We start from the raw sequence: 22,006 nt of genomic DNA, 5'->3' as shown, positions 1-22,006 counted from the left end.
GGGAGTTGCCACTCATGCGCCGATTCCTGCACGCCACCCGGGTCGTTTCCGACGCAGCCTTCTCCTCAGCCTGGGGTAAGGCAGGGTCAAGCCCTTGGCGTTGACCCGCAGACGGGGCACTCCCACCGCGACCGCGCCGTATCCGGCCTGTCATCTTCACTCCGGACGACATCCCCGCCGAAGCCGGCCGGATCATCTCCGAAGCCGGCCCGCGAAACCCTCTCAGGCTGAGAACTGCCACCAGTTCATGTTGAACAGGTAGCCGCTCCCGCCGGAATACCTGAAGTACACGTCGCTGGTCCCTGTTGCACCGTTCACCGGGCAGGAAACGGCAATCCAGGTCTGCCAGCCCCCGGTCCCGGGGACCTCGCACTCTCCCGCGACCGGCCCGTTCACCTCATCGAGGCGAATCTCGATGCTGCCGCCGCTGGTCGCCGAGGCAACTCTGGCGGTGAATGATTTTGCGCCGGAACCGAAGTCTGCGCCTTTGACCTTGATCCAGTCCCCGTTCTCGATCCATCCCACGCCCATCCCGCCTTCTCCGGAAGGCTCCGTCTCGATACCGGTTCCCCACGCGATCGTCTCGGCCTCCTGGCGGACATAGGGATCCAGAGTGCCCACCTGGGGCGCTCCGTCGGTGGTCATGTTGATGAGCGGAAAGGTGCCGTCGGCGTTGTAGGTGAATTTCTCGACGGCGACCGACCGGGTGAACCCTCCGCCGCCGGGCAACGCGCCATTGTGGTAGAAGAAATAGGAGTTGCCCTTGTAGTCGATGACTCCCGCATGGTTGGTGAAGCTCGCGCCCTGCGTGGGCATAATCGTCCCTCGGTAGGTCCACGGACCCGTGGCGGTGGGCGCGGTCGAGTAGGCGATGAACTCGGAGCAGCACTGTGCCGCAAACACCATGTAATACAGGCTGTTGCGCTTGTAGACCCACGGCCCCTCCTCATAGAGGGTTGGACGCTCCGAGTCCCCGGGACGGGCCCCGAATCCCTCCGTGGTGAGGGGTATCTGCGTCGGACTGCCCGAATAGGAGGTCATGTCGGCGTTCAGCTTCACGTACCACAGATTCGGATTACCCCAGTACAGGTACGCCTGACCGTCGTCGTCGATGAACACCGCGGGATCGATCTCGCCGTTTTCCACCAGCGGATGCCCGAGCGCGTCCCGGAAGGGCCCTGTGGGACTGTCCCCCACCGCCACTCCGATGGCCATCCGGCCGGTCTCCCGGTTCGTCACCGGAACGTACCAATAGAACTTCCCGTTCCGTTCGGCTACGTGCCCTGCCCAGGCGTCCGCGCTAGCCCAGCTGAAGGTCTCAAGATTCATGGGGGAGCCGTGGTCCGTCCAGTTCACCATGTCCGTGGACGAGTAGACGCGCCACTCCTTCATGGTGAACCACGTCGAGCCGTCCTCGTCATGCCCGGTGTAGAGGTACACCCGGTCGTTGTGGACCAGGGGCGCCGGGTCGGCCGTGTGGATGGTCTGGACGATCGGATTGTCCGCCCTGGCCACCGGCGGCTGGAAGACCACCAGGACGCACAGCAGACTCACCGTCCAGGCAACGACGCGCCAGGGCACTGATTTCCTGACTTTGCTCGCCGTCACACGCGTTCACTCCTTGTTCTGAGTCGGTCGGGGTGCGTGCCCGTGGCAGCTTGGAGGCAGGCAGTCGCCGGTGGCCCCGGCCCGGTGGAACGCGAGCCCTCGCAGCTGTCGTCGCGGTTTCAACACGTCGCGCTCATGACGCTCGTTCGATATCACGAACATCGAACGATTCCTCGGACAGACACGATCCCAGGGTGAGGGGGTTACATGTCAACACCCCCGCGCATGCGGCTACTTGGCACCGGCCGCGCGGATCAGAGGCGAGCAAAGCCCCCTCCCGAACACGGCCTCGCTCCACGGTTGACTGACGGCTCCAGATGTCTATGCTCTCTCGTTGTCTGACCAGTCAGTCAACGTTCGGCATATCGGACAACATGGTGGCGGCGATCTGCACTCGGCCGCGGATCGTGCACGACAAGCACACGAACCATCCGTTTCGGTCGGTAAGGCCTTCCACGCACGGGCTGGTTGCCGCACTCCTGGGGGCGAAGGAGTGCCGTGGTGATCCCTACCGACAGAGCCGCCGGAAAGTTGTCCCGTGTTCGCTTTCGCTCCGAGGTGCGCCTCGGCCTCGACCGCCTGATCGCCGCCACGGCCTCAACCGGGAGGAGAACCAGCGCCCGCGGCGCGGCCCGATGACCGGTGCGTACTCCGCCGCCCGGCCCGGGCCTCTTCGCGGCGGGAGCCGCATTCGACGCCGCTTCTCCCGGCCTGACCACCCCTTCAGAAAGCCGGCTGCCGCGGCGCACTCTGTCGATCACGTTGCCGGCCTGACCCCCCCACTACAGGGAAAGAGGTAACCCGCATGCACAGCAGCCCCCCTGCTCCCGGCCGGCGCCGTCGTCGCCGTTCGACGGTCGCCGTCGCTGTGACCGCCGTGCTGGCGACGGCAGGCGTCGTGGCCCTCTCGGGCACCGCTCACGCAGCCGACACGCTCGGCGCCGCCGCCGCAGAGAGCGGCCGGTACTACGGCACAGCCGTGGTGCCGGAGCTGCTCGACGATTCGGCCTACGGCAGCACGCTGAACCGGGAGTTCAACAGCGTGGTCGCCGAGAACGTGATGAAGTGGGACGCCACCGAGCCCAACCGGGGCCAGTTCAACTTCAGCGGCGGTGACCGCATCGTCGAACACGCCCGGAGCCGGGGCATGTCCGTCCGTGGCCACACCCTGGTCTGGCACGCCCAGCAGCCCGGCTGGGTCCAGGGCCTGACCGGCGACAGCCTGCGGCAGGCGATGCTGGACCACATCTCCGGAGTCGCCGGCCACTACCGCGGTCAGATCCACTCCTGGGACGTGGTCAACGAGGCGTTCGAGTGGGACGGCAGCCGCCGCCAGTCCAACCTTCAGCAGCAGCTCGGCAACGGCTGGATCGAGGAGGCGTTTCGCGCCGCCGACTCCGCCGACCCGAACGCCAAGCTCTGCTACAACGACTACGGCACCGACGGCATCAACGCCAAGAGCGACGCCATCTACCGCATGGTCCAGGATTTCCGCTCCCGCGGGGTGCCGATCGACTGCGTCGGCTTCCAGAGCCACCTGGACTCCAACTCCGATCTCAGTACGTACCGGCAGAACCTGCAGCGCTTCGCCGACCTCGGCATCGACGTGCAGATCACCGAGCTGGACATCGGCGGCTCCGGCAGCGCCCAGGCCAATGCCTACCGCACCGTCACCCAGGCGTGCGTAGCTGTCTCCCGCTGCAACGGCATCACGATCTGGGGCTTCACTGACGCGCACTCCTGGCGCGGGGATGACACACCTCTGCTCTTCGACACCAACTACAACAAGAAGGAGGCCTACTACGCGGTCCTCGACGCCCTGAATTCTGCCGCAACCAACAGTTACAGCGGCAACAGCGGCAACAGCGGCAACACCGCCGCAGAGGCCCACCACCCGGCCGCCTGGCGGGAGAACGTCCGCGCAGCCGACCGGACGGCCTGATCGTCTCAGCTCCGGCCCCTCCCGGGGGGCGGGGCGCCCCGCGAGAACTCCGCGGCGCCCCGCCCTCGGGCACGCGCGCCCATGTGCACCCCACGACCCCCACAGAAGGAACGCTCATGAAGCTGCGATCTCTTCGACACCTACCGCGCTTACTCGTGGCGTCGGCCGTCGCACTGACCCTGCTCGGCGCGACGCCACCCCAGCCCGACCGGGCCGAGGCCGCCCCTGGCAGTCCGGCACTCACCCCACCGTTGGGGTGGAACAGCTGGAACAGCTTCGGCTGCAACGGTGTCAACGAACAGGTGATCCGTGATGCGGCGGACACGATGGTGAGCTCGGGAATGCGGGACGCCGGGTATGAGTACGTGGTGGTCGACGACTGCTGGTTCGACCCCGAGCGGGCCGCCGACGGCTCCCTCCGTGCGCACCCGGAGAAATTTCCCAGCGGCATGAAGGCGCTGGGCGACTACATTCACAGCCGCGGGCTGAAGTTCGGCATCTACCAGGTGCCGACCGAACGCACCTGCGCCCAAGGCGGCGGCACGTTTCCCGGTTCCACCGGCAGCATGGGCCACGAAACGCAGGACGCCCGGACCTTCGCCTCCTGGGGAGTCGACTACCTCAAGTACGACTGGTGTTCCGGTGCCGGTACCCGCGACGAGCAGATCGCCCGGTTCTCCATCATGCGGGACGCGCTGCGCGCCACGGGACGGGACATCGTCTACAGCATCAACTCCAACAGCTACCACGCCCCCACCGGCGACAAGTACAACTGGGGGGAGGTCGCCGACATGTGGCGCACTACCGAGGACCTGCTGGACATCTGGCAGAGCGACAACGTGAACAGCTACCCGATGGGGGTGGGCAACGTCCTCGACGTGACCGCGCCGCTGGCCGCACAGGCCGGGCCCGGTCACTGGAACGACCCGGACATGCTGGTGGTCGGCAGGCCCGGCCTCACCCTGACCGAATCGCGGTCGCACTTCGCGCTGTGGGCCCTGATGGGCGCGCCGCTGATGGCGGGCAACGACATCCGCACCATGTCCGCCGACGTCAGCGCCGTCCTGCGCAACGAACGCCTGCTCGCCGTGAACCAGGACACGCTCGGTGCGGGCGGCCGGCGGGTACGGGACGACGGCAACACAGAGGTCTTCGCCAAGCCGCTGTCCGACGGCTCCGTCGCCGTCGGCCTGCTCAACCGCGGCGCCTCCACCACGAGGATCAGCACCACCGCAGCCGAAACAGGTTTGGCCGGCGCGTCGTTCACCCTGACCGACCTGTGGACCGGCGCCACATCCAGCACCGGCGGCCAGCTCTCCGCGGACGTGCCCGCGCACGGCACCGCGGTCTACCGGGTGACGGGCGGCACCCCGCTGCAGAACACGACCTCCCGGTGGCGCGGTGAGTCCTCGGGCCGGTGCCTGGACGTCGACAACGCCTCGACCGCCCCCGGCGCCACCGTCCTGGTCTGGGATTGCCACACCGCGGCCAACCAGCTGTGGACCAGCTGGGAGAACGGCGAGATCCGCGTCTTCGGCGACAAGTGCCTCGACGCCATGGACCAGGGCACCGCGAACGGCACACCGGTGATCACCTGGCCCTGCAACGGCCAGGCCAACCAGCGGTGGACCCTCGGCTCCGACGGCACGATCCGCAACGACCACTCCGGCCTGTGCCTGGACGTCGACGAGGCGGGCACCGCCAACGGCACGCCGGGCATCCTGTGGGCCTGCAACGGCCAGGCCAACCAGCGGTGGAGCAGGGCTCCCATGTGACCCCGGACAACCCAGGCTTCGGGTGACTGAGCCCGCGCCGCCCTCAGCAGCACGGCGGTGCGGGCAAGCCCTCAATTGCGGACGTCGATGTGGGTGCCCTCGTAGGTGTGGTGCAGGGCCCGAGATTGCGCAGGAGGTGCAGCATCGGGGTGTTCGACGCTTCGGTGTACGCGCTGAGGGTGTGAGCGCCTTGGGCCCGGGCGTTCTCGGCGGCATGGTGGACCAGCGCGGTGCAGATGCCGCGGCGCTGGCGGGTGTCGGCGACTTGCACGCCGCCGGCCAACCACGCCTTGTTCCCGGCCGAGCCGTCCTGTGCAGGTCGGGGCGATGGCTTCGCTGGTGTGCGGTCAAGGCTGATCCAGATGTCGCAGTGGGCGAGTAGCCGCTCGATATCGCGGTACAGGATGCGGGTGCGGCCCCAGCGCCGGTGCAGCGCGGTGGGTGAGCAGCCGCGGTGGAAGGCGTCGATGAGGGGCCCGTCCTCGATGTGGGCGATGAGGCGCCGGTCTCCCAGGAACTGCTCGACACGATCGACCGGCACGGGAAGTCGCGCACGGCCCAGGTCCGCGACGTCATCGTCGAGCACCCCGACGTCCGCGTGGGCGACCCCGGCGTCGCCGCGGGGATCATCCTGTTCACCGTGGAGATGAACACGCACACGTTCATGGCCGCTCCGCGGACCGTCCCGTCGAAACGTTCGAGGACGAGCTGGTCGCGATGGTGACCCGCTACCGGAAGGGTGAGCGCGGGGTCAGCCGCCGATTGACACTTTAACGATGTTCAGTCAGGCTGAGGCGTAGCTGAACATCGTTAAGGAGTGGTCATGGCGGCTGTCGTCGAAGGCGGTCCCGGCATCTCGGGACAGCTCGGTTCCCGCAACCGCGTCGTGATCGGGGTGCTGCTGGTCTCCACGTTCGCCGTCTTCCTCAACGAGACGATCATGGGCGTCGCGCTTCCGGTGCTCGTGACCGACCTGCGGGTCGAGGCGAGCGTCGGGCAGTGGCTCACCGCGGGCTTCCTGCTCACGATGTCCGTGGTCATCCCGGTCACCGGGTTCCTGATCCGGCAGGTGCCCACGCGCGTCGCCCGGCAGCTGGTGCAGCAGCGGACCGACCGCGCCCTGCTGGATCTGGGGTGCACGCCGTGGCGCCGTCCGACGCCGGCGCGGCCTCGTCCCCGGTCCCGGGGAACGGTGTGCAGGCGGTGCGCCGGCTGCGGTCCTGCCGCGTCCCCGGTCAGGGCCGGCTCCGCGCCTGCCTGCCCGGCCCGGCCGCCGCCGGGGCGCGGCGGCTGCTGCGGGCGGTGCGCCCGGACGTGGTGCACGTGCAGTCGCACTTCCAGGGCGGGCGCGGTCTGCTCGCGGGCGCATCCGCGGCCGGGTGCCCGACCGTCGCCACGAACCACTTCATGCCGGAGAACATGCTGCAGTACGCCCGGGTGCCGGCCGTGCTCACCGACCGGGTCTCGCGGTGGGCCTGGCGGGACCTGGCCCGCGTTCACGAGCCGGCCGATGTGGTCACCGCGCCCGCGCCCCGGGCCGTCGAGCTCCTCGGCGCCCGCGCGGGGCTCCCGGGGCGCGCGGTGTTCTGCATGCCGGGCATCGCCGAGCTGCAGAGTCTGGTGATGCTCGAGGCGATGGCGGCCGGGCGGCGCGTGGTGGCCGCCGAAGCGGTCGCACTCCCGCACCTCGTCCACCCCGGCCGCAACGGCCTGCTGTACCGGCCCGGAGACGTGGCGGGGCTCGCCGCGGCGCTTGCCGACCTGCTCGCCGATCCGGCGACCCGTGCGCGGATGGGCGCGGGCGGCCGGGAGGCGGCCGCGGCACACGATCTCGACGCGGCGCTGGACGTGTTCGAGGACGTGGCCTCCGACGTGCGCGGAGGCGCCGCCCGGGTGCGCGTTCGCCGCTCCGTCGCGGGCGTGGTGTAGCGCCCCTGCGGACGGACCGCTCTCCGGAACCGGAGAACGAAACCCTCGAGGCGGTCGGGTGTTCCCGGCTGCCGCTACCTGGAGAGAACTCATGGTGCAAGTCACGTCGGTGGCGCGCCCGTCGGGCGTCGCGGCGGACACGTGGAGCGGTCGGCTGGTCGGCTGGTTGGTGATCCTCGTCGGGGCGAACCTGTTGGCCGACCTGGTCATCGTCGCCCCGCTGCTGGCGTTGCCGGACATGATGCAGCACTTCCGGACCGACCAGGCCGCGTGGCTCAACTCGAGCGCAATGCTGGCGGGCGCGATGTGGGCGCCGTTACTCGGGCGCAACGCCGACATCCACGGCAAGCGCCGGATCCTCGTCGTCACCATGCTCGTCACGCTCGCGGGATCGCTGGTCTGCCTGGTCGCGCCGAATGTCGTCGTCTTCGTGCTCGGGCGGTTCCTGCAGGGCGCGGCCATGGGAGCGGTCCTGCTCACGGTGGCGATCACCCGCCAGGTCTGCACCCCACGGGTCGGGATGGCCGCCGTCGGCGTCGTGACCACAGGCGCGTCGGTACTGGGGATCCCCGCGATGTTCCTGTTGAACCCGGCGATCGACGCGTTCGGCTACCGGAGCGTCTTCGTCGTCGCCACCGCTCTCGCGATGGTCTGCGCGGTCACCGTGCGGCTGTTCATCCCGGAGCCGCCGATCCGCTCCGGCGGGTCGGTCGACCTCGCCGGGGCGCTGCTGCTCGGTTCCGGTCTGGTCGCGGTGCTCGGCAGCGTCAGCATGGCCCCGGACGTGGGCTGGGCGAACCCGGGTCTGCTGGCCGCGCTGGTCGGCGGCGTCATCGCGCTGGCCGCCGGGGTGCGGCACGTGCTGCGGGTCCCCGATCCGATCGTCGACCTGCGTGGGCACAGCGGGTCGCTGGCGTTGACGCTGGGAGCGGTGGCGCTCACGGCCGGCGCGGTGCAGAGCATGCTGCAGCTGAAGAGCCTCGTTGCGGAAGTGCCGCCAGAACTCGGCCTCGGCTACGGCCTCGGCGGTGGCGACGTGGTGCTCGCGTTGTTCGTGCTGTCCGCGGTCGGGATCATGATCGGCGGTCCGGTGTCGGGTGTCCTCGCGTCCCGGATCGGTCCGGCGCGCACGCTGCTCGCCGGGATCGCGGTGGGGCTGTTGGCCACGTTCGGGATGCTCGTGGGCATCTCGGTGCTCCCGGTCGGGCTGGTCTGCGCCACCCTGCTCGGGGTGGCCGCCGGCGCGGGCATCGCCTCCAGCTTCAACCTCGCGACCGTCATGACACCGCCCGAAAACCACGGTGCGATCGGCAGCCTGGTGGCGGTCGTGCTCTGCGTCGGGTCGGTCGTGCTCAACTTCGTCGGCGCGATGCTGCTCAACGCGACAGCCACCGACTCGCTCGTCGCGGGGGTCGCCGCGAACTCCCTGGCCGGGGTGCAGGTCTACATCCTGATGGGTGGCGCGGCGCTCGTCGCGGCCGCGGTGCTCGCGACGGTGCTGGTGCGCAGGCGCGGGTGAGTCACGCGTCCAGCCGGGCGGCAATCCCGTCGAGGACCATGCCGAGGTGCCGTTCGAACCGCCGGTCGCCGTCGTCGTGGAGGTGCCCGGCCTCCTTGACCAGTGACGCACCTTCGCCGAGCCAGGCGTCGCGCTGGTCGATCGAGTAGCGCGACGGATCGGCCCCGGCGGCCTGGCGCCTCTCCTGCTCCTCAATGACGAAGCCGACGACGAACGCGGTGACCAGGTCGATGGCGTCGTCCGCGTCGGCGGGCTGCCAGCCGGACGCGGTCCAGCGTTCGAACAACGGCTCCTTCGTGCGGACCACGTCCGGGTCGGTGATCCGGGTGCCGCTGAAGATGCGGGCCCCGTCGCGGTGGAGCAGGTACTCCGAGCGCAGCACGCGGGCGTAGGCGGCGAGGTCGTCACGCCACCCGTCGCCCGGCGGGACCGCGGCGAAGGCTCCGGCCACGCGGCGCATGACCTCGGTGGCCATCTCGTCGAGCAGCTCCTGCTTGTTGCGCACGTGCCAGTAGAGGGCGGGGGCACGGACGTCCAGCCGGGAGGCGAGCGCGCGGACGGTGAGGGCGTCCATGCCCTGGTCGTCGAGGAGTTCGAGCGCCGCCGTGACGATCCGCTCCCGGGTGATGCCCTTGGTCATGGTTGACACCTTAACGGTGTTCAGGCATGCTGGCCAGCATTGAACTTAGTTAAGGAGAGCCATGATGCGTGCTGCAGTCGTCACCGCCCCCGATGCGTCGCCCGTCTGCGCCGACTTCCCCGAGCCGGCGGTCCCGCCCGGTTCCGAGCCCCTGCACCTCGTCGGAGCCGGCCTGCACAACGTCGTGCGCGGGCTGGCCACCGGGCGGCACTACGGCCGCGGCCGGATGAGGTATCCGCTGGTGCCGGGCATCGACGCGGTCGCCCGCACCGGCGACGGGCGACTGGTCTACACCGGGTACGCACGTCCGCCCTTCGGGACGATGGCCGAGCGGCTGGTCGCTCCCTTCCAGGCGGAGATTCCGGCGGGGGCGGATCCGCTCGCGATCGCCGCGGGCATGAACCCGGGCCTGTCCGGCTGGATGGTCCTGACCACGCGGCGCAGGGAAGTGGGGGCGTTGGGCACCGTGCTGGTGCTCGGCGCCACAGGGATGTCGGGCACCCTCGCCGTGCAGGGGGCGCTGGCGCTCGGGGCGGAGCGGGTCATCGCCGCCGGGCGCGATCCGGAGGCCCTGGAGCGGCTGCGCGGCGCGGGAGCGACGACCGTGTCGCTGGCCCAGGACGGGCCCGGCGGCCTGGAGCAGGCTCTGGCTGATGCCGTGTCCGAGACGTCGCCCGGTCTCGTGCTGGACTACCTGTGGGGGCCCGTCGCCGAGGCGACCTTCGCCGCGCTGGGCCGCAGCGGCGAGGACACCGAGGCGAACACGTCCTACGTGCAGATCGGTTCGCTCGCGGGCGTGGAGGCATCGCTGCCCGCGGACCTGCTGCGCAGCCGGCGGATCCGGATCACCGGCAGCGGCGCCGGATCGGTGTCCGCCGAGGAGATGCTCGCCGAGGCGCCCGAGGTCATGGCCCGGTTCGCCGACGGGTCCCTGCACCTGCCCTACACCGCGTTCCCGCTGAGCCGGGTCGGTGAGGCGTGGGCGCACACCGGCCGCAGCCGCGTCGTCGTCGTGCCGGACTGAGCCGTCCACCAGTCGATCGTGATCGGAGAGGGGAGAGTCATGCAGAAGAGGGCTTTAGTGGTCGGGCTCGGGATCGCGGGGATGTCCGCGGCGATCGGGCTGCGTCAGGCGGGATGGACGCCCGTGATCGTCGAACGGGCGCCCGAGCGTCGGACCTGGGGCTACTACATCTTCATGTTCCAGGAGGGTTTGCAGGCCGCGGCCGACCTGGGGATCGCCGGCCACCTGCACACCCGCAACCCGGAATGGAGACCGGGCGGGAACTCGTGGTCGGTGGATCGCCGGGGCAGGCGCAAGCCGGCTCTGGGACTGCTGGACGCGCCCAGCGGGCTGGCATCGGTGCTGCGCAGCGACATCGAGGCCGCGCTGTGGCAGGGCATCGCCGGGAACGGAACCGAGGACGCGGTCGAGGTGCGGTTCGCGACCACTCCGGTCGAGATCACCGAGGGCGCCGGCGGGGTGCAGGTCCTGCTCGAGGACGCCGGCGCCGGGAAGCGGTACCGCGAGGACTTCGATCTCGTGGTCGGCGCGGACGGGATGCGCTCGAGCGTGCGCCGGATGGTGTTCGGCCCGGACGAGGACTACATGGTCAACTGGAAGGCGATGATCTGCGCGTTCCAGCTGAAGGAGCAGGTCCCCTCCTACGAGGCGAGTGACAGCATCCTCGTCGCGCGCCCCAAGCGTGCGGTGTGGGTGTTCGGACTCGCCGACCACGCGCCCTGCGCGTGGCTGACCTACCGCACCGAGGACATCCCGGACCGGTTCGCCGGGTCGGCGATCGAGCAGCTGCGCGCGGTCTTCTCCGGGATGGACGACCCCGTGGTGCGCCACGTCCTGGACTGCCTGGAGGAGGCCCCTGACCACGTGTTCGACTCGGTGCACCAGGTGCGGATGGAGCGGTGGAGCGCGGGGCGGGTCGTGCTGGTGGGGGATGCGGCGTGGTGCATGAACCTGTACTCGGGCATGGGCGCCACGTCCTCGCTGCGCGGCGGCGCCGCACTGGGCGCGGCCCTGCAGGAGCACCCCGACGACCTCGCCGCCGCCCTGGCGGCCCATGAGACCGGCCTGCGTCCCTACATCACCAGGCAGCAGCGTTCCGCACGGGCCAAGCAACAGAGGTTCGTCCCGTCCAGCCGGCCGGTCGAGGTGCTGAGTTCGGGCGTCCTCGAACTGATCCGCAAGGTTGTCCACCGCCGGATGACGGCGGAGTACGCCGCATCGTCGGCCCTGTCCGGCACGGCGCGGTGACGACCATGCGGAAGAGGGCGTTGGTGGTGGGGCTCGGGATCGCGGGGATGTCCGCGGCGATCGGGCTGCGCCGGGCCGGCTGGACGCCGGTGATCGTCGAACGGGCGCCGGAGCGGCGTACCGGGGGCTACTTCGTCGGGCTGTTCCCGGAGGGGCGGCAGGCCGCGGTCGACCTGGGGATCGCCGACCACCTGCACACCCGCAACCCGGAACGGAGACCGGGCGCGAACTCGTGGTCGGTGGATCGTCGGGGTAGGCGCAGGCCGGCTCTGGGATTCCTGGACCAGCCCGGAGGGCCGGCAGCGGTGCTGCGCGGCGACATCGAGGCCGCGCTGTGGCAGAGCATCGCGGGCGTCGAGGTGCGGTTCGCGACCACTCCGGTCGCGATCACCGAGGGTCCTGCCGAGGTGCAGGTCCTGCTCGAGAACGCCGACACCGGTGCCCGGCACCGCGAGAGCTTCGACCTGGTGGTCGGCGCGGACGGGATGCGTTCCAGCGTGCGCCGGATCGTGTTCGGTCCGCACGAGGACCACCTGACCACGTGGAACGCGATGATCTGCGCCTTCCAGCTGAAGGAGCAGGTGCCCACGTACGAGGCGAGCGACAGCATCATCATCGCGCGCGCCAAGCGTGCGGTGTGGGTGTTCGGGCTCGCCGACCACGCGCCCACTGCGCTGCTGACCTACCGGACAAGGGACATCCAGGAGCAGTTCAGCGGGTCGCGGGTCGAGCGGCTGCGCGCGGTCTTCTCCGGGATGGACGACCCCGTGGTGCGCCACGTCCTGGGCTCCCTGGAAGAGGCCCCTGACCACCTGTTCGACTCGGTGCACCAGGTGCGGATGGAGCGGTGGAGCGCGGGGCGGGTCGTGCTGGTGGGGGATGCGGCGTGGTGCATGAACCTGTACTCGGGCATGGGCGCCACGTCCTCGCTGCGCGGCGGCGCCGCACTGGGCGCGGCCCTGCAGGAGCACCCCGACGACCTCGCCGCCGCCCTGGACGCCTGGGAGGCCGGGCTGCGTCCGTTCATCACCAAGCACCAGCGCACCGCTCGGCTCAAGCAGCAGATGTTCGTCCCGTCCAGCCGTCGGGCCGAGGCGCTGCGCTCGGTCCTCGTCGGTCTGGCCCGCAGGATCCGCGGCCGCCAACTGGCGACGGAGGCGGGCGGCCCGCAGGCCTTGGCGCCGTCCGGCACGTCGCGGTGACGACGGTGTCCGCGTCGAGGAGGGACGATGCGTGACGCCGGAGCCTGGTGAGCTGCGGGCATCGTGGTGGCCGGGGGGCTCGCGCCCCTGCTCGTGACGGATTCGGCCCTGCCGATGATGCTGGGGGTGCCCGGTCCGGCAGGCTCTGTGCGGGATCTTGTTCGTGCTCTGCAACGGCATCCAGTGGGAGCACCTGCCCCAGGAGTTGGGCTTCGGCTCGGGCATGACCTGCTGGCGCCGGCTGCGGGACTGGCACGAGACCGGCGTCTGGCAGTACCTGCACGAGGTGCTGCCGGCCGAACTGAACGCCGCTGCCCGGCTGGACTGGTCCCGGGCCGTGGTCGACTCCAGCCACGTGCGGGCCGTAAAAGGGGGCTCCAGACGGGCCCGTCGCCGGTCGACCGGGGACGGACAGGCTCCAAGCACCACCTGATCACCGACGGACACGGCACTCCGCTCGCCGTCGTCCTCACCGGCGGTAACCGCAACGATGTCACCCAGCTCCTGCCGCTACTGGACGCCATCCCCCCGATCCGTGGACGCGCCGGCCACCCGCGCAGCCGACCGGACGCACTGTTCGCCGACCGCGGCTACGACCACGACGTCTACCGCGACCAGGTCCGCGCCCGCCATACGCATCCGCTGGGAACGACGAGCCGGCATGCACGAAGCCTTCCTCAAACTGGCCTGCCGCCTGATCACCCACCGACAGCTTCGCTCATTGTGTTGGCCGCTCTTGTCGCTAGGCCTGCGGGGTGCCACGAATCAACGGTGCCCCGCGGAAGAGGTGTCCGTCTCAGGCTCCCGGCCGTGACAGATAAACCGCCCCAGTCCGGAGGCTCGAGTCCTCGGCAGGACACCAGACAGATGGGCGGCGGCTCGGCCGTTGGTCGCAGGTTCGAGTGCTAGCCACAGTCAAGGGCTGGCTAGTTGCTGCGGGGCAGGACGTTGATGACGGGGAGGCGGGTCACACCTGCCGCGGGCTGGGATCAACGTGGACCTGATTGAACCCCTGGTCCAGCAGGGCTGGGCGGTCCGCGTTCCCGTCTGATCGGGCCCACTGGCTGGATACGGCGTCGAGTACGGCCGTGGCGGCGTTGGTGAGCAGGTCCGCGGTGTACGGGTCGAGGTCGGTCCCTGGCCGATCTCGGAGCGCATCGCTGACTCGCCTGCGCCATTCGGTTCTGCGTTGGTGGAGTCGCCCGGCCAGTGCGGGCGTTGCCTCGATCAGGCGGATGGTTGCGAGCGCCTGCTCACTGGCGTGGACCTCTTCCTGCCAAGCCTGCAGGACCTGGTGCAGGCACTCCCACGGCCCTTCGCCTGCTGGTCGCGCTGCGATGTCGGCGACGACGCTCTCTCCGGTGAGGTCGATGCCGTCGAAGACGACGTCTTCCTTGGTCGGGAAGTAACGGAAGAAGCTGCGCTTCGTCATGCCGGCTGCTCGGGCGATGTCCTCGACGGTCGTCTCGTCGAAGCCCTGGCGGGTGAACAGGTCGACGGCCACTTTGGCGAGTTCCGCCCGCACTGCTCGGCGGGTGCGTTCGCGCAGTCCCTCTTTCATGCACCCAGTCTACTTTGCATCATTCGATGACTATCATGTCACCAAGTGACAGATCGCGAATGGGGTGGTGTCAGTGGAAGGCAAGATCGTCATGGTGACCGGCAGCACGGGTGGCATCGGCAAGGAGACCGCGCGACAGTTGGCCGCGCTCGGCGCGAGCGTGATCCTCGTCGGACGGGACAAGTGCCGCGCCGACGCTGCCGTGGCGGATCTTCGTCACACCAGCGGGAATGACGACGTCACGGCGATCACGGCCGACATGTCCCGGCTGCGCGACGTCCGTCGCCTCGCCCAGGAGGCCAGCGGCCGGGCCGGCGGCGTGGTGGACGTGCTGATCAACAACGCCGGAGCGACCCGATCCCACCGCGAGGTGACCGAGGACGGCATCGAGACCGCGTTCGCGGTCAACGTGGTCGCGCCGTTCTGCCTCACCCACTGGCTGATGCCGGCCCTGACCGCGTCCAGGCAGGCCCGGGTCATCAACATCACCGGCGGCATCCCCCGGGGGCAGATCGACCTCAACAACCTGCAGGGCGAGAAATCCTATGTCGGGCTGTCGTTCTACAACCAGACCAAGCTGGCGCAGATGGCGATGAGCTACCGCTTCGCCCAGGAACTTGCGGCCACACCGGTGACGCTGAACGTCGCCTACCCCGGCCACGCCTACACCTCGATGAACAAGAACCTCACCGTCGGCACCTATCCGCCACTGGCCCGCCCGATTGTCCCGTTGCTGCGGCTGGCGATGCCCGTCGTCTACGGCCACCGGGCGCTGCTGAGGGCCACGCGCTCCAGCGTGTACCTCGCCTCCAGCCCCGAGGAGCGCAGAACGAACGGCGCCTACTTCAACAGCAAGGCCAAGCCGACCCCGTGGCCCGATGTCGTCCTGGACGGCACCACCCGCAACACCATCTGGGAGCTGTGCGAGATGCAGCGCGACCGTCCGACCACGGCGTAACCCTGCCACCGACGAGAGTGGACGTGCTCATGGTGCATCGCAACGCCCCGCTCAGCCCTCCGGACCAACCGCAGGCCCGGCAAGATCATTGCCCGCCGGCCCGGGCACATGGTCCACCTGGACGTGAGGCACCACAGCGGCGACGCTCTAATACTGGCCTCGGGTTGATCCGACGAAAGCCGCTGGGTGACTGCCCAGGTCATCGAGGCGAGCGGCGGCTACAAGCTCTGACGAACGCAGAGATGCCGTGGTGAACGGGTCGAGGACGTCGAGGTCACCAGGCTTTCACTGCCCGGTGGCCACCGGGCGCTCGGCCGATCGCATCGACGAGGCATCGGCCGGACTTCCACGGGAGATTCTGTACCCGCTGCACGAAGGCTTACGCGAACGCATCGGCGGCACGCCGGTGGCCCAGGAGTCTCCGGCCGGACCGTAGGAATCCACACCCCGGTACCGAATGCTCGGCGAACGCCTCGGCCGACCTCACCGCCCTCCGTGCACACCTCCCCTCCGGAGAGGAGGTGCCAGGAATGAACCACACTCACCACAAGGACGACGGCACTGTTCGACAACTGCGCAAGCAGCGGAAGGCGGTCCCGGCCCCGGAACGTGGGAAGAAGGGTGGTGCCGTCGATGATCCGCGGGGCGCCTCCGGGATGTCGGCTCGTTGATGTGACAGAGGACGGGCGACGTTGCTGTCTTGCGATCACCGGTGAGCGATGAGGCCGCGCTGCATCGCGGTCCGGTCGCTTTTCGGCAGTCGACCCGTCTTCGTCTGCAACACGGGCAGGCCCGGGCTCACCACGGGCGGCGCGCTCCCGACAGGGCGGCCCGTGTCCCGGCGGTCACGCTCGCCGGGACACGGGCGGGTGCCCGTCACCGGATGGTGAGGGGCGGCCGGGTCCTCAGTCGTGTGGGACGACGGCGACCGGGACGGCGCAGTGGTGCATCACCGCGTGGGTGACGGCGCCGATGCGGCGGCCGACCGGCGTACGGCGGGTGCGCCTGCCGACGACCATCAGGGAGGCGTCGGATGAGGCCTCCACCAGATGGCGGGCCGGTCGGCCGATCACGGCCTGCTCGACGATCTCGACGCCGGGGAACTTGTCCCGCCAGGGGCGCAGGGCGTCGGAAAGCCTGTTGGCCTCCTCCGTGGTCAGTTTGACGGTGCGGTCCGGGTCGAGAGCCCCGGGGTCGTTGCGGTAAGCCGGTGGCAGGCTCCAGCCGTGTACGACGCGCAGCCGGGCCGCGCGCCGGGCGGCGGCGTCGAAGGCAAACTCGATCAGGGCGTCGCACGGGCCGGACAGGTCCAGGCCGAGCACCACATCGCGGTACGGGGCGGAGGCGGGCATATCCCCGGAGGAAACCGGCCGGCGCTCTTCGCCGGCCTGCTCACCGGCCCGTACGAGGACGATCGGGCGGTCCGTGTGGGCCACGGTGGCCAGTGCCACGGAACTCAGCAGGAAGCCGGTGAGGGCGCCGAGTCCACGGGAGCCGAGTACGAGCATGTCTGCGTCGTCCGCGACGTTCGACAGGATCTCGGCGGGTCGGCCCGACAACTGCTGCGCCGTGATGTCCAGCTCGGGGTAGCGGTCGCGAAGTTCGGCGGTGGCCTCGCGCAGGATCCGCTCCGCGAAGTGGCGCTGGGTGGGAAGGTCGATCAGGGGCGGTTGGGGATAGCCCAAGGCTTGCCACACGTGGACGATCCGCAGCGGCAGTCCGCGCAGCAGCGCTTCGCGGGCAGCCCAGTCGGCGGCGGTCAGGCTCTCGCGCGAGCCGTCCAGGCCCAGGGTCACGGGACGGGACATGGTCGGTACCTCCGGATGGGAATCGTTGAACAGGAGTGGTTCCGCTTCAGAGTCGCGCCCGGGGCTCCCGGGGAAGAGGGGTCGCAGGTCCCTGACCGGGACCGAACGGCCCATGGGAGCAGGGCCGGTCGTGCCCCGGCAGTGGTGGCGCGGGGAGGGATGCCCGACGGGAAGGCAGGGCGTGACGACTTGTTGCGTGGTCGCCGGAGCCGATGGCTCAAGGCCGGGCCTGGCCGTGGGCGGGCGGGCCCGGTGGGCAGGGAGGCCACCATGGAGATCCGGCGGGTGAAAGCGTGGCTTGGGACGGGAGTAGCACGGCCGCCGCACCCAGCAGAACGGATCCGGCCCGGTGCCTCTGAGAGAGACCGGGCCGGATCCGTTCCGGTGCCACAGGCGACCGCGGTCCGCGCGGCCGGGCTGCGGCGTGTGGTCACAGTCTGGCTGCGACGTATTTCGTGAGGTCGAGCAGGCGGTTGCTGTAGCCCCATTCGTTGTCGTACCAGCCGAAGACTTTGACGAAGTCGCCCTGTGCCTGGGTCAGGTCGGCGTCCACGACGCAGGACGCCGGGTCACCGATGACGTCACGGGAGACGATCGGCGCGCTGCTTACCTTGAGGACGCCGCTGAGCGGGCCGGCGGCGGCCTCGGCGAAGGCGGAGTTCACCTCCTCGGCGGTGGCCGGGCGGCGGAGCACCACGGCGAGGTCGGTGAGGGATCCGTCCTCGACGGGGACCCGTACGGCGATGCCGTCCAGGGCGCCGGTGAGATCGGGCAGGACGAGCCCGACGGCACGGGCGGCGCCGGTGCTGGTCGGAATGATGCTCACGGCGGCCGAACGGGCGCGGCGCAGGTCTTTGTGCGGGCTGTCGAGGAGTGCCTGGTCATTGGTGTAGCCGTGGACGGTCGTCATCAGGCCTTTGACGATTCCGAACCGCTCGTGGAGGACCTTGGCCATCGGTGCGACGCAGTTGGTGGTGCAGGAGGCGTTGGAGACGATGTGGTGAGCGGCAGGGTCGTAGTCGGTCTCGTTGACCCCCATCACCACGGTGGCGTCCATGTTCGAGCCCGGGGCGGAGACGAGTACCTTTCGAGCCCCGGCCTTCAGATGCAGCGCGGCGTCGTCCCGGGCGCGGAAGCGGCCGGTGGCCTCGATGACGATGTCCACGCCGTGCGCCGCCCAGGGCAGGGAGGCCGGGTCGCGCTCGGCGGTCACGGCGATGCGGTGTCCGTCGACGGTGATCGACTCGCTGTCGTGGGTGACGGTGCCGCGGAGCCGGCCGTAGGTCGAGTCGTACTCCAGGAGATGGGCCAAAGTCGCTGTAGGGGCGATGTCGTTGACCGCCACCACCGCGACCGGTGTCGTGTCGTCGACCGCTCGGGACAGGGTGCTGCGCAGGAAGTTGCGCCCGATGCGGCCGAATCCGTTGATGCCTACGCGAACGGTCATGTCGGTTCCTCGGTGTGGAGGGGCTTGGTCCCGTGCCGGGAGACCCCGGGCGGGTGACGGAATCGAGGGCCGCCCGCCCGGGACCGCGGGTACGGTCACAGGAGCCAGGGGTGGCGGTGGACGAAGGGGAGGCGGGCCCAGACACGGCCGAGGCCCCAGGTGTTGCCGGCGTAGCCGGCGGCGAGGGCGATGAGGACCAGCGCGTACAGCAGGTGGTAGTCCGCGACCGGGTTGGTCGACATGCTCGGCGCACCGTCGGAGAGGTGCTGGGCGAGCGGCCATTCGGCGGCCCACATCAGGGCCATCATCAGAGTGCCCGCGAGGGCGGTGAGCCGGAGCGCGACTCCGCTCAGCAGGGCCAGACCGATGCCGAGCAGGCCGAGCATGAACAGCCAGTCGATCCAGGCGTTCCCGGCCCACTCGTGGAAGACGGACTCCAGCGGGCCCACTGCCACACCGCTGAGGAAGCCCTGTGTGGGGGAGCCGCCGTCGACCCATCCCTTGCCGGCGGGGGTGGCGTAGTGCCAGCCGAAGGTCTTGTCCAGGAAGGCCCAGAGGAAGACGAAGCCGGTGACGATGCGGACGACGGCGAAGGTCTTGGCCGCCGTCGGGGTCATGACGGCACCGTGCTCGGGTGCGGTCCGGGCTGCTCGTTGGGCGGGGATCTGCATGCTGCTGGTGATGCGGGGTTCCTGCTGGACGGCCATGACGGTCCCTCTTCCGGATGTCTCGGTGGTTCGCTCGGTGGGTGCTGCACGTTCCGTGCCTTGTGTACGTTGGTCGTTCTGTTTTCAATGTCGCGCAGCGGGCGCGTGGTGCGCTGGAGGCGGAGGGCCCCGGCCTCAGGGCCGAACGGCCCTGATCCGACGGGACCCTCGGGCTTCATGCCGCACAGCGGCGAGGGGGCGCCCGGCACCCGGGCGGCCCCTCGCCGCTGTGCGGTGGGTCAGTCGGTCCAGGTCCAGTCCGTGACCTCGGGCAGGTCGGTGCCGTGCTCCCGGATCCAGGCGTGGTGGCGCAGCCGGGTGTCCTCCATCAGCTGGCGTACCGGCGCGGCCCGCACGGCCAGGCCGGGGACGCGGTCGATGACGTCCATGACGAGGCGGTAGCGGTCCAGATCGTTGCGGACGACCATGTCGAAGGGGGTCGTGGTGGTGCCGATCTCCTTGTAGCCGCGGACGTGCAGGTGAGGGTGGCCCGCTCGGCGGTAGGCGAGACGGTGGATCAGCCACGGGTAGCCGTGGTAGGCGAAAACGACCGGTTTGTCGCGGGTGAACAGCGCGTCGTATTCCGGGTCGGGCATGCCGTGCGGATGCTCCTCGCCGGGCAGCAGCCGGGCCAGGTCGACGACGTTGACCACCCGAACGGCCAGCTGCGGCAGATGACGGCGCAGCAGCGACGCGGCAGCCAGCACTTCCTGCGTGGGCACGTCACCCGCGCAGGCCAGCACCACGTCCGGCTCGTGGGCGCCGTCCTCGGTGCCGGCCCACTCCCAGATCCCGGCGCCGCGGGCACAGTGGGCGCGGGCGGCCTCCAGCCCGAGCCAGTCGAAACACGGCTGCTTTCCGGCGACGACGACATTGACGTAGTCGCGGCTGCGCAGCACATGGTCCGCCACCGACAGCAAGGTGTTGGTGTCCGGCGGGAGATAGACGCGTACGACCTCGGGGGACTTGTTGAGGACGTGGTCGACGAAGCCCGGGTCCTGGTGGGAGAAGCCGTTGTGGTCCTGCCGCCAGACATGGGAGGTGAGCAGGTAGTTCAATGAGGCGATGGGGCGGCGCCAGGGCAGGGCCCGGGTGGTGCGCAGCCACTTGATGTGCTGGTTGACCATCGAGTCGACGATGTGGACGAAGGCCTCGTAGCAGGAGAACAGGCCGTGCCGGCCGGTGAGCAGATAGCCCTCCAGCCAGCCCTGGCAGGTGTGCTCGGACAGGATTTCCATGACCCGGCCGTGCCGGTCCAGGTGGTCGTCGACGTCCAGGATCTCCGCCTGCCAGGCCTTGCCGCTCGCGCCGTACACGGCCTGGAGGCGGTTGGAGGCGGTCTCGTCCGGTCCGACGAGGCGGAAGTCCCGGCGGTCCGTGGTGGCTTCCATGACCTCCTCCAGCAGTCCGCCGAGGACGCGGGTGGGCTCGTGCAGCGTCATGCCCGGTTTGTCGACCGGGACAGCGTGCCGTTCCAGTGCCGGGACGGGCAGGTCGCACAGCAGCAGACCGCCGTTGGCGTGCGGTGTCGAGCCCAGGCGGAGGTCGCCGTCCGGCACACAGGCGAGGACTTCCGCTGTCGGCCGGCCACGCTCGTCGAACAGCTCCTGCGGGGAGTAGGAGCGCAGCCAGCGCTCCAGCAGCCGCAGCTGCCGGGGGTTTTCACGGACGGCGGTCAGCGGGACCTGGTGGGAACGCCACGTTCCTTCCACGGGGAGGCCGTCGACCTCGGCCGGCCCGGTCCATCCCTTGGGAGTGCGGAGCACGATGACGGGCCAGCGAGGACGCTCGGTGACATTCTCCTCTCTGGCGGTGCGCTGGATCAGGGTGATGCGGTCGAGGGCGGTGTCCATGGCCCGGGCCATGGTGAGGTGGACGGTCGCCGGGATCTCACCGGTGACGTGGATCGGCTCGTGGCCGTAGCCGCGCAGCAGCTCGTCGAGTTCCTGCTCGGGGAGGCGTGCCAGCACGGAGGGGTTGGCGATCTTGTAGCCGTTGAGGTGCAGGATCGGCAGGACGGCCCCGTCGTGGACCGGGTCGAGGAACTTGTTCCCGTGCCACGAGGCGGCCAGTGGGCCGGTCTCGGCCTCGCCGTCCCCGATGACGCAGGCGACGAGCAGGTCGGGGTTGTCCAGAGCAGCACCGTAGGCGTGGGAGAGGGAGTAGCCCAGCTCGCCTCCCTCGTGAATGGATCCCGGGGTCTCCGGGGCGACATGGCTGGGCACTCCGCCGGGGAAGGAGAACTGACGGAAGAGGCGCGCCATGCCCTCCGCGTCGCGTCCGACGTCCGGATACGTTTCGGAGTAGCTGCCCTCCAGCCAGGAGTTGGCCAGCACGGCCGGTCCGCCGTGGCCCGGTCCCCAGACGCACAGGGCTTTCCGGCCACGGGCCTTGACGACCCGGTTGAGGTGGGTGTGCACCAGGTTCAGGCCGGGGGATGTGCCCCAGTGGCCGAGCAGCCGTGGTTTGACGTGTTCCGGACGCAGCGGCTCGGCCAGCAGTGGATTGGACATCAGGTAGATCTGGCCGACCGAGAGGTAGTTCGCGGCGCGCCAGTGGGCGTCGAGGGCCCGCAGCTCGTCGTCGGACAGGTCGGCGGCAGCCGTGACCGGGGTGTCGTGCATGATCTCCTCCGAGG

The 22,006-nt window shown here is 70.0% G+C and carries 19 protein-coding genes and 1 pseudogene; 11 read left to right on the top strand and 9 right to left on the bottom strand.

Annotated features, from left to right (window positions below):
• Positions 1-222: 222 nt before the first annotated feature.
• Positions 223-1,608 carry a glycoside hydrolase family 43 protein gene (locus GCU69_RS30750; RefSeq protein ID WP_218038009.1) on the bottom strand — a complete coding sequence of 462 codons (1,386 nt, stop codon included), beginning with the start codon at positions 1,606-1,608 and terminating at the stop codon, positions 223-225.
• 805 nt (positions 1,609-2,413) lie between these two features.
• On the opposite strand from GCU69_RS30750, the gene GCU69_RS30745 reads away from it, so the two are divergent.
• Together GCU69_RS30745 and GCU69_RS30740 are read left to right on the top strand one after the other, a co-directional pair.
• Complete coding sequence (locus GCU69_RS30745) at positions 2,414-3,550, top strand: endo-1,4-beta-xylanase (RefSeq protein WP_156207839.1); 1,137 nt, start codon at positions 2,414-2,416, stop codon at positions 3,548-3,550.
• A 116-nt stretch (positions 3,551-3,666) separates the two neighbouring features.
• The gene (locus tag GCU69_RS30740; RefSeq protein WP_156207838.1) at positions 3,667-5,325 is read left to right on the top strand and encodes a glycoside hydrolase family 27 protein; all 1,659 of its coding nucleotides are present in this window, start codon (positions 3,667-3,669) and stop codon (positions 5,323-5,325) included.
• Positions 5,326-5,368: 43 nt separating this feature from the next.
• On the opposite strand, the gene GCU69_RS34895 is transcribed toward GCU69_RS30740, so the two are convergent.
• Complete coding sequence (locus tag GCU69_RS34895) at positions 5,369-5,596, bottom strand: GNAT family N-acetyltransferase (protein WP_408055866.1); 228 nt, start codon at positions 5,594-5,596, stop codon at positions 5,369-5,371.
• Positions 5,597-5,779: 183 nt separating this feature from the next.
• Here GCU69_RS34895 and GCU69_RS34230 point away from each other — a divergent pair, with 183 nt between their 5' ends.
• Complete coding sequence (locus GCU69_RS34230; protein WP_235978811.1) at positions 5,780-6,049, top strand: hypothetical protein; 270 nt, start codon at positions 5,780-5,782, stop codon at positions 6,047-6,049.
• An 86-nt stretch (positions 6,050-6,135) separates the two neighbouring features.
• Here the strand turns inward: GCU69_RS34230 and GCU69_RS30730 are convergent, their stop codons facing one another.
• Positions 6,136-6,366, bottom strand: a complete 231-nt coding sequence (locus GCU69_RS30730; RefSeq protein ID WP_156207836.1) for a hypothetical protein — start codon at positions 6,364-6,366, stop codon at positions 6,136-6,138.
• 102 nt (positions 6,367-6,468) lie between these two features.
• Here GCU69_RS30730 and GCU69_RS30725 point away from each other — a divergent pair, with 102 nt between their 5' ends.
• Positions 6,469-7,254, top strand: coding sequence for a glycosyltransferase (locus tag GCU69_RS30725; RefSeq protein ID WP_218038008.1), 786 nt, complete (start codon positions 6,469-6,471; stop codon positions 7,252-7,254).
• A 91-nt stretch (positions 7,255-7,345) separates the two neighbouring features.
• Positions 7,346-8,773 (top strand): MFS transporter, encoded by a 1,428-nt coding sequence (locus GCU69_RS30720; protein WP_098755006.1) that lies wholly within the window; start codon positions 7,346-7,348, stop codon positions 8,771-8,773.
• A gap of 1 nt (position 8,774) precedes the next feature.
• On the opposite strand, the gene GCU69_RS30715 is transcribed toward GCU69_RS30720, so the two are convergent.
• Positions 8,775-9,413: a TetR/AcrR family transcriptional regulator C-terminal domain-containing protein gene (locus tag GCU69_RS30715; protein ID WP_156207835.1), complete on the bottom strand. Its 639-nt coding sequence runs from the start codon at positions 9,411-9,413 to the stop codon at positions 8,775-8,777.
• A gap of 61 nt (positions 9,414-9,474) precedes the next feature.
• On the opposite strand from GCU69_RS30715, the gene GCU69_RS33105 reads away from it, so the two are divergent.
• From GCU69_RS33105 to GCU69_RS30695, 4 genes and pseudogenes are all read left to right on the top strand, one after another.
• The gene (locus GCU69_RS33105; protein WP_218038007.1) at positions 9,475-10,437 is read left to right on the top strand and encodes a quinone oxidoreductase family protein; all 963 of its coding nucleotides are present in this window, start codon (positions 9,475-9,477) and stop codon (positions 10,435-10,437) included.
• A gap of 39 nt (positions 10,438-10,476) precedes the next feature.
• Complete coding sequence (locus GCU69_RS30705) at positions 10,477-11,685, top strand: FAD-dependent monooxygenase (protein ID WP_156207834.1); 1,209 nt, start codon at positions 10,477-10,479, stop codon at positions 11,683-11,685.
• A 5-nt stretch (positions 11,686-11,690) separates the two neighbouring features.
• Complete coding sequence (locus GCU69_RS30700; protein ID WP_170315979.1) at positions 11,691-12,887, top strand: FAD-dependent monooxygenase; 1,197 nt, start codon at positions 11,691-11,693, stop codon at positions 12,885-12,887.
• Between the two features lie 136 nt (positions 12,888-13,023).
• Positions 13,024-13,701, top strand: a pseudogene (locus GCU69_RS30695) (IS5 family transposase); the annotation flags it as partial.
• A gap of 153 nt (positions 13,702-13,854) precedes the next feature.
• On the opposite strand, the gene GCU69_RS30690 reads toward GCU69_RS30695, so the two are convergent.
• Positions 13,855-14,448 carry a TetR family transcriptional regulator gene (locus tag GCU69_RS30690; RefSeq protein ID WP_235978810.1) on the bottom strand — a complete coding sequence of 198 codons (594 nt, stop codon included), beginning with the start codon at positions 14,446-14,448 and terminating at the stop codon, positions 13,855-13,857.
• A gap of 67 nt (positions 14,449-14,515) precedes the next feature.
• Between GCU69_RS30690 and GCU69_RS30685 the strand changes: the two genes are divergently transcribed.
• Positions 14,516-15,406 carry an SDR family NAD(P)-dependent oxidoreductase gene (locus tag GCU69_RS30685; protein WP_156207833.1) on the top strand — a complete coding sequence of 297 codons (891 nt, stop codon included), beginning with the start codon at positions 14,516-14,518 and terminating at the stop codon, positions 15,404-15,406.
• Positions 15,407-15,936: 530 nt separating this feature from the next.
• Complete coding sequence (locus GCU69_RS30680; protein WP_156207832.1) at positions 15,937-16,077, top strand: hypothetical protein; 141 nt, start codon at positions 15,937-15,939, stop codon at positions 16,075-16,077.
• 234 nt (positions 16,078-16,311) lie between these two features.
• Here GCU69_RS30680 and GCU69_RS30675 read toward each other — a convergent pair whose 3' ends face one another.
• From GCU69_RS30675 to GCU69_RS30660, 4 genes are all read right to left on the bottom strand, one after another.
• Positions 16,312-17,214, bottom strand: coding sequence for a universal stress protein (locus GCU69_RS30675; protein ID WP_098754999.1), 903 nt, complete (start codon positions 17,212-17,214; stop codon positions 16,312-16,314).
• A 430-nt stretch (positions 17,215-17,644) separates the two neighbouring features.
• On the bottom strand, positions 17,645-18,661 hold the full coding sequence (gene gap / locus GCU69_RS30670) for a type I glyceraldehyde-3-phosphate dehydrogenase (protein ID WP_098754998.1): 1,017 nt from the start codon (positions 18,659-18,661) through the stop codon (positions 17,645-17,647).
• A 95-nt stretch (positions 18,662-18,756) separates the two neighbouring features.
• Complete coding sequence (locus GCU69_RS30665) at positions 18,757-19,368, bottom strand: DoxX family membrane protein (protein WP_156207831.1); 612 nt, start codon at positions 19,366-19,368, stop codon at positions 18,757-18,759.
• A gap of 239 nt (positions 19,369-19,607) precedes the next feature.
• Positions 19,608-21,992 carry a phosphoketolase family protein gene (locus GCU69_RS30660; protein ID WP_156207830.1) on the bottom strand — a complete coding sequence of 795 codons (2,385 nt, stop codon included), beginning with the start codon at positions 21,990-21,992 and terminating at the stop codon, positions 19,608-19,610.
• Between the last annotated feature and the right edge of the window lie 14 nt (positions 21,993-22,006).

This window comes from Streptomyces lycii, assembly GCF_009735685.1.
Classification (GTDB): Bacteria; Actinomycetota; Actinomycetes; order Streptomycetales; family Streptomycetaceae; genus Streptomyces; species Streptomyces lycii.
The sequence above is the reverse complement of the archived record's forward strand: the minus strand, read 5'-3'. Positions and strand labels throughout refer to the sequence as shown.

What these genes read in the sequence shown, in the direction of transcription:
- GCU69_RS30730 (WP_156207836.1), bottom strand. Translation starts at nt 6,366, where the DNA reads ATGACCACGGACATCGTGAGCAGGAAGCCCGCGGTGAGCCACTGCCCG.
- GCU69_RS30700 (WP_170315979.1), top strand. Translation starts at nt 11,691, where the DNA reads ATGCGGAAGAGGGCGTTGGTGGTGGGGCTCGGGATCGCGGGGATGTCC.
- GCU69_RS30690 (WP_235978810.1), bottom strand. Translation starts at nt 14,448, where the DNA reads ATGAAAGAGGGACTGCGCGAACGCACCCGCCGAGCAGTGCGGGCGGAA.
- gap (WP_098754998.1), bottom strand. Translation starts at nt 18,661, where the DNA reads ATGACCGTTCGCGTAGGCATCAACGGATTCGGCCGCATCGGGCGCAAC.
- GCU69_RS30715 (WP_156207835.1), bottom strand. Translation starts at nt 9,413, where the DNA reads ATGACCAAGGGCATCACCCGGGAGCGGATCGTCACGGCGGCGCTCGAA.
- GCU69_RS30740 (WP_156207838.1), top strand. Translation starts at nt 3,667, where the DNA reads ATGAAGCTGCGATCTCTTCGACACCTACCGCGCTTACTCGTGGCGTCG.
- GCU69_RS33105 (WP_218038007.1), top strand. Translation starts at nt 9,475, where the DNA reads ATGATGCGTGCTGCAGTCGTCACCGCCCCCGATGCGTCGCCCGTCTGC.
- GCU69_RS30660 (WP_156207830.1), bottom strand. Translation starts at nt 21,992, where the DNA reads ATGCACGACACCCCGGTCACGGCTGCCGCCGACCTGTCCGACGACGAG.
- GCU69_RS30705 (WP_156207834.1), top strand. Translation starts at nt 10,477, where the DNA reads ATGCAGAAGAGGGCTTTAGTGGTCGGGCTCGGGATCGCGGGGATGTCC.
- GCU69_RS30675 (WP_098754999.1), bottom strand. Translation starts at nt 17,214, where the DNA reads ATGTCCCGTCCCGTGACCCTGGGCCTGGACGGCTCGCGCGAGAGCCTG.
- GCU69_RS30720 (WP_098755006.1), top strand. Translation starts at nt 7,346, where the DNA reads ATGGTGCAAGTCACGTCGGTGGCGCGCCCGTCGGGCGTCGCGGCGGAC.
- GCU69_RS30680 (WP_156207832.1), top strand. Translation starts at nt 15,937, where the DNA reads ATGAACCACACTCACCACAAGGACGACGGCACTGTTCGACAACTGCGC.
- GCU69_RS30665 (WP_156207831.1), bottom strand. Translation starts at nt 19,368, where the DNA reads ATGGCCGTCCAGCAGGAACCCCGCATCACCAGCAGCATGCAGATCCCC.
- GCU69_RS30745 (WP_156207839.1), top strand. Translation starts at nt 2,414, where the DNA reads ATGCACAGCAGCCCCCCTGCTCCCGGCCGGCGCCGTCGTCGCCGTTCG.